The organism is Flavobacterium gyeonganense (assembly GCF_029625295.1).
GTDB classification, from domain to species: Bacteria; Bacteroidota; Bacteroidia; order Flavobacteriales; family Flavobacteriaceae; genus Flavobacterium; species Flavobacterium gyeonganense.
This window is the reverse complement of the sequence record NZ_CP121112.1, coordinates 1,241,239-1,255,910: the sequence shown is the minus strand read 5'-3', so window position 1 is coordinate 1,255,910 and position 14,672 is coordinate 1,241,239. Positions and strand designations below refer to the sequence as shown.

Below are 14,672 nucleotides of genomic sequence, written 5' to 3'. Positions count from 1 at the left end.
TAATAGCACCGCATTTTTTTAATTAGAATATTTTTTGTATATTATTCTTTTTCTCTTCCAAAACGCTCGAAGACATTTACGTAAGTGTTGAAAGTCTTTTTATGGTTGTTATAAAAAGCTAAATCTTTGTTTGTTTTCATAACCTGAAGAAGGCTTCTGTAACGTTCAATATCTGTTATGATATCAATAGCCAAATCAGACTGGTCGCTTCCACTCAAAGTTGCATAATAATTAAGGTTCTCTTTGTATTTCAGAACTAATTTATTTAGCAATTCCTGGGCTTTTTCTTTTTCTCCAACTTTATAATAGCCGTCTGCAAAAGGTTCAACTAAAGAATAATATCCGTATTTATCCAATGGCATTTTTGTCATTGCCAAATTGATGATATTTTTTGCTTTATCTGTTTTTCCTTCAGCAATAAGCTGATTCATTAAACGGGAAAGGTTTGTGCGATAAGTGATACTGTTTCTTCTGGTTTCAGGATCATGATAAATGTTGCCATTACTATTGCCCCAGTCCCATTTTGTTACAATATTGTACATTTTATCTGCATCAATTTGTCCCATATCCATTGGTCCACCGTCTTTTGAAGGTGTGTTTTTAATTGGAACTAATCTGTAAACCATTCCGTCTAACTGAAGATAATCTTTTAGCCATAAATAGTCTTCATCGTCAAAAGCTCCTCCGCTAAAATAAATAGGTCTTTTCCAGTTATTATTGGCTAAGATATCCAACATCATCAGGCGATTTTTGTATAATGCACTTCCTTTGATATCAATATCCATGTATGGTACGATAGAATCATTGTACTTAGGATTGACCACTTTATTTTTGATAATGGTGTTTTTATCAATGTTGAGCCTAATTTTATTCGTAGGATAAAAATGAATTGTTTGACCATTTTGTAAACCAACAGTTGATTTCGGATGTTTAATGAAGCTAATAAAATCATTAATGTCCCAACGGGTTTCTACTTTTGGAATGTGAGCTACATAATCTAATTTATCCCCAACATATTGGTCATGTGTGAATGATATTGGTAATGGGTCAGATTCGTATGCTTTAGCTTTCATCTGGTCAATATACCAGTCAGTCATGAAAAGGCTGGTGTTTACAATTTTCACATCAGTACGAATGCCTTCGATTTCCTGAGCATACCATAACGGGAATGTATCGTTGTCTCCAATGGTAAATAAAATAGCATCTTTATCGCATGATGTCAGATACGCTTTTGCCATTGCAACCGCTGTGTATTTGCCTGATCTGTCATGGTCATCCCAGTTTTGAGAAGCCATTAAAACAGGAGCTGCTAATAGGCTTCCGGCAATAATAACCGGGCCTGCAATTTTAGGCGCTAAGTATTTTTGAATAGTTTCGTATAAAGAATAAACTCCGAAGCCGATCCAGATTGCAAAAACATAAAAGGAACCAACTAAAGCATAATCTCTTTCACGAGGTTCAAAAGGTCTTTCGTTTAGGTAGATTTTAAGCGCAATTCCGGTAAATAAAAACAGCACCAAAAGCACATAAAAACTTTTTAAATCCTTGTTTGCATGATACATAAGTCCAATAAGTCCTAAAATGAAAGGCAAAAAATAGTAAACGTTTCGTCCCTTATTGTTTAAAACATCTGAAGGTAAATTATCCTGAGATCCTAAATGTAATGAGTCTAAGGGCTTGATTCCGCTGATCCAGTTGCCATCTAAATTATCATATTTGCCCTGAACATCACTTTGGCGCCCTACGAAATTCCACATCAGATATCTCCAGTACATATATCCAAACTGGTATTCAAACATAAAACTAAAATTATCAACGGTTGATGGTTTTTCGATGATTAAATAGTCGCTGTAACTTCTTAGAAATTTTACATAACCTTCATTGTCAATTTGTTTTTGAGCATAAGCCTGTCGGAATTCATGCACTGTTTTTTCTACTTCATTACGCAATTGCGCAATGGCTTTATTGTATTCTTCTTCACTTAACTGACTCGGATCAATTCCGTATTTTCCCAAATCATCTTCATAAGGGTAATTTGGATTTATTTTGAACTGAGGCGGATTCGTGAAATTAATGTAATTCTGAATGTGTCCATTTTCGGTGCTCCACATTCTAGGCAGAATTGTTTTTTGATTATCATCACTATTTTGTTCTGCATTTTTATAATTGTTGGTAATGATATATTTACCCGTTTTATAATCTCTCTCGTAGTTTGGCTTTTTATCCAGATACGGTGTTTTTTCATCTAATCCGGCAAAAACTTCGGTGTACTGAGGGCCATAAAACAATGGGTTTACACCATATTGTTCACGATTATAATAAGCTAAAACTTCAGTAGCATCAGATGGTTTGTTTTCGTTGATCACTGTATTGGCGTTGGCGCGTACTGGCAGCATCATCCATGTAGAGAAACCAATTAAGATAAATAAAATACACAAAATAATAGTATTGTAGAAAACCAATCCTTTTTGTTTAGTGTATTTTAATCCAAAATAAAAGAAAGCAATAAAAAGCAGGGCAACGAAAATAGTTCCTGAATTAAAAGGTAATCCCATGCTGTTTACCATGAATACTTCGGTTTTACCAAAGAATGCCATGGTTAAGGGAAGAAGTAATTTAAAAATAAACAACAAAATAGCAATCACTACAATATTTCCTATAATGAAATTTTTTATGGTTACTTTCTCATAATGTTTAAAGAAATACAGAAAACCAATAGCAGGGATAGTTAACAGAGCCATAAAGTGGACTCCAAACGAAAGACCAATAACAAGAGAAATAATAAGCAGCCATTTGTTTCCCTTTGGTTTGTCCATATCTTGCTCCCAGCGTAATCCAAGCCAAAAAAGCAAAGCTATTAATAATGATGCCATTGCATAAACTTCAGCTTCAACAGCATTAAACCAAAAGCTGTCTGAAAATGTATAAGCTAAAGCTCCAACAAAAGAGCTCCCTAAAATTACAATTGAATTATTTTGGTCAATTTCAGCAAAACGTGCTACAATTTTTTTCAAAATCATAGAGGATGACCAAAACATGAATAAAATGGTAAAAGCGCTTGAAAAAACAGACATCATATTTACCATTAGTGCAACGTGTTGATTGTCGATTGCAAACATGGCAAAAAAGGCACCTATCATTTGAAATAAAGGTGCACCTGGGGGATGGCCAACTTCAAGTTTGGCAGCTGTTGCAATATATTCGCCGCAATCCCAGAAGCTCATAGTAGGTTCAACAGTTAGTGTGTAGGTAATTAAAGCGATTGCAAATGCAAACCAACCAATAATTGTATTCCATTTATTGAAATTGAATTGTGCCATATTCAGGTGTTAAAATTTTGTATGTTTTCTATTTTACAAAGAAAATGTTTTTTTGTGTAAAGAAACGACCATTAACAAAAAATTCTATAAAAGTATTTGATTCTTGTAACCAGTTGTTTTTGAAATATTTGTAGCGATTTAGCGGGTTTGAAAGAAAAAAATGATAAAAAAAGTGATTTTTTTTATCAAAAAGTTTGCGCAAACTAAAAAAAGCTTTAAATTTGCACTCGCTTAACCGCACTACTTTATTGGTCTATGGTGTAATGGTAACACTACGGTTTTTGGTGCCGTCTTTCTAGGTTCGAGTCCTAGTAGACCAACAAGTAAAATAAATCCTGTAAAGTTTAATGCTTACAGGATTTTATTTTTATAATCAAATGGTATATCCGAATATTCTAAAAAATACAAAAGGCCTGAAATATTTCCAGGCCTTTTTGGGTTTTTAAAGTAAAATTATTTCTTTTCCTCTTTTTTAATTTCATTTACATACTTGGTTAGTTTTTTACCATATAATGAATTTGCAACTTTAGGTGTCATAGATTTTTGAATAGTATCCAAAAACTTAAGATTAATATCGTAAATTTCTGCTAAAGCAATATAGGGTGCTATTTCATGATCTTTGTGGTTAATTGCAAAGTTAGTAGCAAATAAATATTTTCGTTTAATGTTCGAATCACCTCTTGCTACAATGCTGTCAACCGCTTTTTGATCCTGTCTTTTTAAAGCTTTGAATTTTGCTTCAATTAATGAAAGGCTTTCATCTTTAAAACGAGAGTTTACTTTTTGATACTCTTCATATAACTCATGGTTTTTTGATCCGGTAATTTTAGCACCATTGATAAAATTATCCAGATTCGCATCGATATTTATATTGCCCGGTTCTGCAAAAAATATAATATTATTGTCTAATGAATTGGTAACTCCACGATCCAGAAATAGATAAAGCATCTCTGGTGATTCTAATTTTATATTTGTTTCGAAGGCTGAATTTCCATCAATTTTAATACTGTCAATAGCTACTAAAGCTGTGTCATTATATCTTTGGATATATAATTTCCCCTCTTTTAGTCCTTTTATGTTTCCTGTAAGATGCAGGCCGTCTGTTGATTCTTTTTTGTCACATGAGACAGCTAATAAGCCAATTGCAATAATTGCAATAATTGATTTTTTCATTGTTTTTTCGATTTGGGGTGCAAAATAAAGAAATTTTTTAAATGGAGGAGATTGAAGGTTTAATTTTTCAGAAATAATACAATTGATCCTTAATATTAAATTCTGCCTTTTTAATTTTAACATTGAGCTAAAAACTAAGTACTATCTTTGCAGGCTAAATTTTTTAAATAAAACAAGAATGTCACAAAAAAATGTTCTCAAAGGAGTTTTTCTGGTTGCTTTAGGCGCTACAAGTTATGGTATGCTGGCTACCTTTGTAAAAATGGCTTATGAAGAAGGTTTTACTACTGCAGAAGTCACCACATCTCAATTTATATTAGGGCTTATAGGTATTTTGCTGATTAATGCTTTTCAAAAGGTAAAATATAAAACAAAAGTGGTAAGAGCCACATCAAAAAATATTTTTAAGTTAATGCTGGCAGGAACTTCGCTCGGAATGACGAGTTTGTTTTATTATCTGGCTGTAAAATATATTCCGGTTTCTATTGGTATTGTTTTATTGATGCAAACGGTATGGATGGGCGTTTTGCTCGAAATGATTTTAGAGAAGAAACTTCCGTCACTTCAAAAAATAATTGCTGTTTTTATTGTTTTAATTGGAACTGTGCTCGCAACGAATATCCTTAATAGCAGTATTGAGTTAGACTGGCGAGGTATTGGCTGGGGTGTTCTTGCGGCTGCATCATTTACCACAACGATGTTTACTGCGAACCGTGTTGCTCTTGAAATTTCTTCGGCGCAAAGAAGTTTATACATGCTTTTGGGTGGTGCTGTTATTGTTTTTTCGTTTGCTTTTGCTACACAAATCACACCCTTCAATTTTTCAATTTTCCTAAAATGGGGCATTGTGCTTTCTCTTTTCGGAACTATAATTCCGCCAATGCTTATGAATGCTGGATTTCCATTGACCGGAATTGGTTTAGGGAGTATTGTTTCGGCTCTTGAGCTTCCTGTTTCTGTAATGATGGCATTTGTTTTATTGAATGAAAAAGTGGTTTTTTTACAATGGATTGGGATTATTTTGATTATTCTGGCTATTATCATAATGAATATCAATTTCAGAAAGAAAAACTGACCTTGTAAAAAGACTTTAATAAGAAGGGAGAAATCAGATGTATAATTGATTTTTTCCTTTTGTGTTTTTGGCGAATATTTGCTTTGAATTAAATGATACATTATAAATTTTGCAAACTTGATGCTAAAAATTAACATAGTGTAAAAAAATGCTAAAATCAATTAAAAAAATATAGTTAATCTGAGCAACTAATTATTTTTTTTATTAATATTGATACTTAAATTGAAAATCAATCTATTAATCATTAACCTCTATTTTGAATTAATTTTCACGTGATGAAAAAGAGTAACCGCAAAGAATTGAATTGGGAACAAACTGAAAAGCTTGTTTCGTTGGCATTAGAAGAGAGAAATCCATTCGAAATTATAAAAAAAGAATTTGGATTGTCAGAAAAAGAAGTTCTGGAAATAATGAAAAAGAAAATGCCTCTTGAAAAATTCGAGATGTGGAAAAAGAAGGCAATCGCAAATAAACCAAAGCCAAAACCAGTTAAAATAGACGATTTTGACGAAGATCTGGATGGAAAATACTATATAAAAAATAAATTAGACTAAATAAAAACTCCTGCAATCAGGAGTTTTTTTTATTTATATCTTTACTGTAACAGTTTTACATTTTATAAGACTGATATAAAAAATTAAAATTTTAATAAATGAAAAAAATAATTTGCACATTAGCGCTTGCAGTTACCTTATGGAGCTGTAAAACAGGGACGTCAAGTGCAGCGAAGGAAAACGTTGCTGTCAATATTAATCTTACTGATGTAAAAGATGATAAAGTTTTGGTTACAGTAACCGCACCTCAGATAAAAACTGATGAAGTAATTTACAGTATACCTAAAACTGTTCCGGGAACCTATTCTACAGATAATTACGGAAAATATTCAGATGATTTTAAAGCTTTTGATGTAAAAGGGAATGCATTAAATGTAAAAAGAATCGATGATAATTCATGGTCAATTTCGGATGCAAAAAAATTGAAGACAATTACCTATTTGGTTGGCGATACTTTTGATACAGAAAAAGGAACGGGTTTTGGTAATGATGATGTGTTTTCTCCAGCGGGAACAAACATAAATGCCGGAATCAATTTTATGGTAAATACGCATGGCTTTGTTGGATATTTTCAGGATAAATTAGATGTTCCGTATAAAGTTACCATCACACATCCAGAAACACTTTGGGGAGCAACTTCAATGACAGATGAAGATGCAAGCAAAACAAGTGATGTTTTTACAACACCTCGTTATGCTGTTTTGGTAGAGAATCCAATTATGTATTCTAAGCCTGATTATACTACATTCAATGTTAACGGGATGGATATTTTGATTGCTGTTTATTCTCCAACCGGAAAATTCACTGCAGAAAGTATTACTCCGGAAATGAAAACAATGATGACGGCACAAAAAAACTTTTTAGGCAAAGTAAATGCTACTAAAAAATATACAGTTTTATTGTATTTGTCAAGTATGGCAAAGGATGATGCGCATGGCTTTGGGGCTTTAGAACATCCAACAGTCACTACAGTTGTTTTACCTGAATCGATGCCGAAAGAGAAATTGGTTGAGTCGATGAAAGATGTAGTTTCACACGAATTTTTTCATATTGTAACGCCATTGACTATTCACTCTAAAGAAATTCAGTATTTTGATTATAATGCTCCAAAAATGTCTGAACATTTGTGGATGTACGAAGGTGTAACAGAATATTTCGCGAATCTTTTTCAGATTAATCAGGGCTTAATTGATGAACCTGAATTTTATACCCGTATTGCGGATAAAATCGAACAGGCAAAAAGTTTAAACGATACGATGTCATTTACAGTGATGAGTAAAAATGTACTGGAGCAGCCTTACAAAGACCAATATTTAAATGTATATCAAAAAGGGGCGCTAATCGGAATGTGTATCGATATTATTATCAGGGAAAAAAGTAACGGAGAAAGAGGGATTCTCGATCTGATGCATAAATTATCTGAAGAATATGGAGTTGAAAAACCATTTAATGACAATGAACTTTTTGATAAAATCACAAAATTGACTTATCCTGAAGTTGGGGAATTCCTGAAAACCCATGTTGCCGGAACGACTCCTATTCAGTATGATCAATATTTAGCTAAAGTGGGCGTTACAAAGGCATCTGAGAAAAAAGCGGGTTCAGTTTTCATAAAAGGGCAGATGCCATACATAGGAGTTGATCCAAAAACGAAACAAATAAGTGTTCGTCAGGATGTTGAGTTAAATCCGTTTTTTACTAATCTGGATCTAAAACCAGGAGATGTAATTTTGTCAATAAATGCTAAACCATATACTTTAGACAATATATATGATTTAATTGGTGAGAGTGAAAACTGGAAAGAAAATGATCCCATTACTGTTCAGATAAAAAGAGCTGGTGCTGATAAAACAATAAAAGGTACAGTAAAATTACCTTACGAAGAAAGTGAAACGTTTAAAGCTACAGATGCTTCAAAAGAAAAACTTAAAAATGCCTGGCTAAAAGGATAGTAAAATAAATTAAGCGAAGCCCCTAAAATTTTTACTTTTTAGGGGCTTTTGTTTTGTTTAACTTGAACAAGCCGTTTTTTGAAAAAGGACTAATTTGAAATAAAATGTTTTTTAAGATGCAGAAAATTGTCAATTGCGAAAAAAATGGTAATTTGTATACTAATGTTTTAAAGTATACTTAAATTTGCATTCCAGTTTTTAACTAATAAAAAAGAGAGTATGTATCATTCAAAAATTGCGGGCTTAGGATATTATGTTCCTTCAAATGTGGTGACAAACGATGATTTGTCTAAGATTATGGATACCAATGATGAGTGGATTCAGGAACGGACCGGAATTCAGGAAAGAAGACATATTATTCGTGGTGAAGACACTACAACTTCGATGGGGGTCAAAGCTGCTAAGATAGCAATTGAACGTTCCGGCGTAGCCAAAGAAGATATAGATTTTGTAGTTTTTGCAACATTGAGCCCTGATTACTATTTTCCAGGACCCGGAGTTTTGGTACAGCGTGATTTGGGATTACGGACTGTAGGGGCATTAGATGTTAGAAATCAATGTTCAGGTTTTGTGTATGCTATTTCTGTTGCGGATCAATATATTAAGACCGGAATGTATAAAAACATTTTAGTAATTGGTTCTGAAGTACATTCTACAGGATTAGATATGACCACAAGAGGGCGTGGGGTTTCCGTAATTTTTGGCGATGGGGCAGGAGCGGCAGTTTTAAGCCGTGAAGAAGATTTGTCAAAAGGAATTTTATCAACGCATTTACATTCTGAAGGGCAGCATGCTGAAGAACTTGCTTTGCAGGCTCCGGGAATGGGGGCACGCTGGGTAACTGATATTATTGCAGATAATGACCCTAATGATGAAAGTTATTATCCGTATATGAATGGACAATTTGTGTTTAAAAATGCAGTTGTGCGTTTTGCAGAAGTTATAAATGAAGGCTTAGAAGCAAATGGTTTGCAAGTGTCGGATATTGATATGCTGATCCCGCATCAGGCAAATTTAAGAATCTCGCAATTCATTCAGAATAAATTCAAATTATCAGACGATCAGGTTCATAATAATATCCAGAAATACGGTAATACAACTGCAGCGTCTATCCCGATTGCTTTAACAGAAGCATGGGAGCAGGGAAAAATCAAATCCGGGGATACTGTTGTTTTAGCAGCTTTTGGAAGTGGATTTACCTGGGCAAGTGCCATTATCAAATGGTAAATTAATTTCTGTAAATTATATAAAACCTGTTTCACTTTGAAGCAGGTTTTTTTATATTTGGTTTAATTGAAATTACTTTGTATAATGAAAAAAAGCCAACTCGAAATAGCGTGCTTTAATTATGAATCAGCATTGATTGCTCAGGATAACGGTGCTGACCGAATCGAATTGTGCGAAAATATGAAGCTTGGAGGTACAACTCCAAATTATGTTTTAACGGTCAAGGTTCGTGAAAAACTTTCCATAAAAATGCATGTGATCATAAGGCCACGAGGTGGAGATTTTTTTTATACAGATGAGGAAATTGCCGAAATGAAACAAGATATAAAACAGTTTAAAAAGTTAGGAGTTGATGGTTTTGTTTTTGGGATTTTAAATGAAGATGGTACTATCAATAAAAAGAAAAATCTGGAATTAGTCAATTTGGCCAGACCGCTTCCGTGTAATTTTCATCGGGCTTTTGATGTAGTTGAAAATATCGAACAATCTTTAGAAGATATTATAGATTGTGGTTTCAAAACGATTTTAACCTCCGGACAGGAAATAAACGTTGAAGAGGGGATTTTTAATCTTGAAAAAATTCAAAAATTATCCGGTGACAGAATTGAAATTATGCCTGGAGGGGGATTACGATCTTCAAATATTAAGTTATTGCAGGATAAATTAGAACCTACTTTTTATCATTCATCAGCTATTACTGATGATACAGAAACAGCAAATCCCGAAGAAGTAAAAGAAATTCGAAATTTTTTATAAAAATGAATTCGTAAAAAAGGCCTGAAGCTGGCAAACTTCAGGCCTTTTTCTCTACAAGTGTTAATTAAAAATAGTAAAAAAGTTAAAGCGTTAAAACATTCCGCCAGCATCTTTACTGGTATTGTCATCTCTTTGTTTACGTTGTAATTTTTTGATTTTTGCACCACCAAAGTTGTAAGTTAAACCCAGGTAAACCGTTTGACTTTCCCAGGTAAACTGTCCTGATTGAGGATAAGGATATTGGGTGTCAAAAGCATATTTCATAGTATTGAAAACATCATTAAAACGTACACTGATATTCATTTTGTTGTCTAATAACGTATAGCGTGAACCCATATCTATTTTGTACATTTCCTTTCTTTCCTGCTGTACATCTTCAACTGGTCCTCTGTAAAATCCGAATAATAAAAAGCTTAAACGTTTTGTGGCCTTGAAGTTAGAATTCATACGGGCGTTGAATGCTGCCATCGTAACTGTTCTCTCATCTGCAGTGCTTTTTGTGGGTTGTGTTTGATCATATTTAAACACAACTCCTTGCTGATTAATGCTTGAAAAGTCGATAGAAGGCTGAATATCCCACCATTTTGTAATTTTGTAATTTAAAGAAACTTCAAATCCATACGAAGTATTATGATCATAATTAGTAAAACTCATAATTTGTTTATTTGGATTTAATTCATCTGGTCTTAAAGTTCTGCTAATCGGATCGTTAATACTTCTGTAAAATACACCTGTAGTAAAGCTTCCTTTTTCTAAAGTTTTGGTATAATTTAATTCTACAGAATTGGTAAACTGAGGTCTTAAGTCCTGATTTCCAAATGAGGTAACCAATGGAGTTGAAAACTCACGAATCGGTTTTGTCTGTTCTAAACTTGGGCGATCAACACGACGGCTGTAACTCAACTGAAAAGTGTTTTTTTCGTTCAGATTATACGTTAAATAAGCAGAAGGATATAAGGTAATATAATCATCATTAAATATTTTATAACCATAATTTAAATTGGATTTGAGATTATAACTTTCAAAACGCGCGCCCAGTTGATAACTGATTTTTTTGAATTTCTGACCAAAAGTTACATAAGCTGAATAGATATTAGTATCATAGATATAATTAGATACAGGGAATTCAGCAAACGGATTTTCAGTTGCATAATTATTCTCTGTTTTCGTTATTCTGGCTTCAGCTCCAGCTTCCAATGTCGTTTTTTCATTTAAAGGATTTATATAATCCACATTCAAAGTACTTAATTTACGTTTGTCATTTATGAAATCACTATAAACATTTCTGTTGGTTGTATTATCTGTTTTTATGGTTTCAGTATCAAAAGAAGCATTCTGAGTTTCCTCTGTAGTACTATAATTTCCTTCAAAATCTAATGTGTGGCCTTCTTTTTTAAAGATGTGTTTGTAAGCCAGATTATAAGTTCCGGTTTTGTTTGGGCCTTCATATCTTCCTTTTTGATATACATTACTAATTTCTTCCGGTGAATTAAAGTAATCAATATCTGTATTTACGAATCCAAGTCCTGTTGCTTTATTTTGTGTACTATAAAAAGATAATGTATTATGATCATCAATTAAATAATCCATTCCAATTTTATATAAATATGAATCATTTTTATTAGAAATATCTAAGTTCTGGATAGTGCTTTTATCTGTTTTTTTGATGAAGCCATCATTAAAATAAGTCCCGAAATTAGTTCCGCCGTTTCCAAAGAAATTTACTTTTCCTGTTTTATAATTCAAATCTAATGACTGATTGTATTTCGCAGTTTCCCCAAAGGTGATTCCACCGCTATAACTTCCGTTAAAACCAGTATTGGCATTTTTGTGCAAAACAATATTGATGATTCCCGACATTCCCTCAGGGTTGTATTTCGCACTTGGATTGGTAATCAATTCAATTTTTTTGATAGAAGTCGATGGAATTTGTTTTAATAATTGCGCTGGATCAATATTAGAAGGTCGTCCGTCAATTAATACACGTACATTGTCATTTCCGCGAAGCGAAAGCTTTCCGTCCTGATCTACATTCACAGACGGAATATTATTCATGATGTCAGATGCCGAAGCCCCTGCTGTGGTTAAATCTTTCCCAACATTGATTACTTTACGATCGATTTTCTGCTCAATTGTAGAACGTTCCGCAACAATATTTACGCCTTTTAGCTGCGTTGCTTCTTCTTCAAGCGATACATTCACGGTAGCCGTTTTTTTGTTTTCACTCAAAATTACAGACCCGATATATTTCCTGAAACCAATATACTGTATTTCGATTGTGTAACTTTTTAGGGCAAGGTTTTTAATCGTAAAATCCCCATTGTCGTCTGTATTCACTCCGGAAACGACTTTTCCGTTGTCTTTGATCGAAACTGTAGCATAAGAAATAGGCGCCTTATTCGATTTTTCAATAATTTTACCGGATACAGTTCCCGTATTCTGGGCAGTAGTTGTTGCAATTATTCCCAGTAATGCGAACAATAAAAATTTTAATTTCATAATTAGTTTAATTGATTATTTTGATTTGATTGATGATTGTGTTCAAATTTGCTAATAAGACCTTTTTATTAATGATTTGTTACAATATTTTTACAGAAAAAAGCTAAAATTTATTTTGAGGCTCTGTTTTATAAGGTATTAGTGTTTTGTTTTTTTGATAATTTTAACAAATTAGGATCTTCTTTTTTTAAGAATTTCTAACTCTTTTCTACTATTTAATATGTTTTTCGTTTTCTCAAATTGATGAATAAGCAGTATATTTGCTCACCTTAAAAAAAGTTTACATGTCATTATCACAAATTCTTACTCCTTCTATACAAAACGCCATTCAGGCATTATTTGATGTTACTGTCGATAAAATCGAATTTCAGGCTACGCGAAAAGAGTTTGAAGGCGATATTACAATGGTGATTTTTCCTTTATTGAAATTGACTAAAAGTAATCCTGCCGAATTAGGAAATAAAATTGGAGATTATCTTGTTGAAAATGTTGCCGAAGTTGCAAGATTTAATGTTGTATCTGGTTTCCTTAATATCGTAATTGCTGATCGTTATTATCTGAATTTCTTTAATGAGATACGAGACAATACCAAATTTGGTTATGTAACTCCAAATACTAAAGAGAAGGCAATCATGGTTGAGTATTCTTCGCCAAATACCAATAAACCTTTACACTTAGGGCATGTTCGTAATAACTTATTAGGCTATTCTGTTGCTGAAATTCTGAAGGCTTCTGGTAAAAAAGTATATAAAACACAAATCATCAACGATCGTGGAATCCATATCTGCAAATCGATGCTGGCCTGGGAAAAATTTGGAAATGGAGAAACTCCGGAATCTTCAGGATTAAAAGGAGATAAGTTAGTAGGGAAATATTATGTTGAGTTTGATAAAGCTTATAAAGGTGAAATTAATCAATTAATAGAAACCGGCAAAACGGAAGAAGAAGCAAAAAAACAAGCACCCATTATAGTCGAAGCGCAAGATATGCTGAAGAAATGGGAAGCGGGGGATGAAAAAGTAATTGCACTTTGGAAGAAAATGAACCAATGGGTATATGACGGTTTTGATACCACTTATACGAATCTTGGAGTTGATTTTGATCAATATTACTACGAAAGCAATACTTATTTATTAGGAAAAGATGTGGTTCAGGTTGGACTTGATAAAGGGGTTTTTGAAAAAGATCCTGACGGTTCAGTTTGGATTGATTTGACAGATGAAGGTTTGGATCGTAAAATCGTATTGCGCTCTGATGGCACTGCCGTTTATATGACACAGGATATCGGGACTGCAATTCAGCGTGTAAAAGATATGCCTGACGTTGGCGGAATGGTTTATACCGTTGGAAACGAGCAGGATTATCATTTTAAAGTATTATTTTTAATTCTAAAAAAGTTAGGTTTTGACTGGGCTTCAAGCTTATATCATTTGTCATACGGAATGGTTGATTTACCATCCGGAAAAATGAAAAGCCGTGAAGGAACAGTAGTAGATGCTGATGACCTGATGCATGATATGACGGCAACAGCAAAACAAATCTCTGAAGATTTAGGAAAATTAGACGGTTATTCTGCTGAAGAAAAGGCTAAATTGTACAAAACAATTGGACTTGGCGCATTAAAATATTACATTTTAAAAGTAGATCCTAAAAAGCGTATTTTGTTCAATCCGGAAGAATCTGTTGATTTTGCTGGTAATACAGGTCCGTTTATTCAATATACGTATGCGAGAATTCAATCGATCATACGTAAAGCCGATTTTGATTTTTCTACTGTAACTACCATTGAAGAGTTGCACGAAAAAGAAAAAGAGCTGGTAAAACTAATCCAGCTTTTCCCGGAAATAATTCAAAATGCGGCACAAAATCATAGCCCGGCTTTAATTGCGAATTATACGTATGACTTAGTAAAAGAATACAATTCATTTTATCAATCAGTACACATTTTAGGAGAAGTTGACCTGACTAAAAAGATTTTTAGGGTACAGCTTTCGCAAAAAGTGGGTGAGGTCATCAGATCTGCTTTTACTTTATTAGGAATTGAAGTTCCTGAAAGAATGTAAGAACTTATATCAAATACATAATAACAAAGAGCCGATAAGTTTTAAAACTATCG

Annotated in this window: 9 protein-coding genes and 1 tRNA gene; 7 read left to right on the top strand and 3 right to left on the bottom strand. The window is 33.2% G+C overall.

The window, feature by feature from the left end; genetic code table 11:
- Positions 1-41: 41 nt before the first annotated feature.
- Complete coding sequence (locus P5P89_RS05385) at positions 42-3,320, bottom strand: glycosyltransferase family 117 protein (protein WP_278011066.1); 3,279 nt, start codon at positions 3,318-3,320, stop codon at positions 42-44.
- A gap of 249 nt (positions 3,321-3,569) precedes the next feature.
- Here P5P89_RS05385 and P5P89_RS05380 point away from each other — a divergent pair.
- Positions 3,570-3,640, top strand: a tRNA-Gln gene (locus P5P89_RS05380).
- 133 nt (positions 3,641-3,773) lie between these two features.
- Here the strand turns inward: P5P89_RS05380 and P5P89_RS05375 are convergent.
- Positions 3,774-4,493 carry a DUF4369 domain-containing protein gene (locus P5P89_RS05375; protein ID WP_278011065.1) on the bottom strand — a complete coding sequence of 240 codons (720 nt, stop codon included), beginning with the start codon at positions 4,491-4,493 and terminating at the stop codon, positions 3,774-3,776.
- A gap of 178 nt (positions 4,494-4,671) precedes the next feature.
- Between P5P89_RS05375 and P5P89_RS05370 the strand changes: the two genes are divergently transcribed.
- From P5P89_RS05370 to P5P89_RS05350, 5 genes are all read left to right on the top strand, one after another.
- The gene (locus P5P89_RS05370) at positions 4,672-5,568 is read left to right on the top strand and encodes an EamA family transporter (RefSeq protein ID WP_278011064.1); all 897 of its coding nucleotides are present in this window, start codon (positions 4,672-4,674) and stop codon (positions 5,566-5,568) included.
- 275 nt (positions 5,569-5,843) lie between these two features.
- Positions 5,844-6,122 (top strand): DUF2805 domain-containing protein, encoded by a 279-nt coding sequence (locus P5P89_RS05365; protein WP_007803893.1) that lies wholly within the window; start codon positions 5,844-5,846, stop codon positions 6,120-6,122.
- A 98-nt stretch (positions 6,123-6,220) separates the two neighbouring features.
- Positions 6,221-8,074 (top strand): M61 family metallopeptidase, encoded by a 1,854-nt coding sequence (locus P5P89_RS05360; protein ID WP_278011063.1) that lies wholly within the window; start codon positions 6,221-6,223, stop codon positions 8,072-8,074.
- 219 nt (positions 8,075-8,293) lie between these two features.
- A complete protein-coding gene (locus tag P5P89_RS05355) occupies positions 8,294-9,301 on the top strand; it encodes a 3-oxoacyl-ACP synthase III family protein (protein ID WP_278011062.1) in 1,008 nt (335 codons plus the stop codon).
- A gap of 84 nt (positions 9,302-9,385) precedes the next feature.
- A complete protein-coding gene (locus P5P89_RS05350) occupies positions 9,386-10,057 on the top strand; it encodes a copper homeostasis protein CutC (RefSeq protein WP_278011061.1) in 672 nt (223 codons plus the stop codon).
- Between the two features lie 90 nt (positions 10,058-10,147).
- Here the strand turns inward: P5P89_RS05350 and P5P89_RS05345 are convergent, their stop codons facing one another.
- Positions 10,148-12,556 (bottom strand): TonB-dependent receptor, encoded by a 2,409-nt coding sequence (locus tag P5P89_RS05345; protein ID WP_278011060.1) that lies wholly within the window; start codon positions 12,554-12,556, stop codon positions 10,148-10,150.
- 284 nt (positions 12,557-12,840) lie between these two features.
- On the opposite strand from P5P89_RS05345, the gene argS reads away from it, so the two are divergent.
- Positions 12,841-14,619: an arginine--tRNA ligase gene (argS, locus tag P5P89_RS05340; RefSeq protein ID WP_278011059.1), complete on the top strand. Its 1,779-nt coding sequence runs from the start codon at positions 12,841-12,843 to the stop codon at positions 14,617-14,619.
- Positions 14,620-14,672 lie beyond the last annotated feature (53 nt).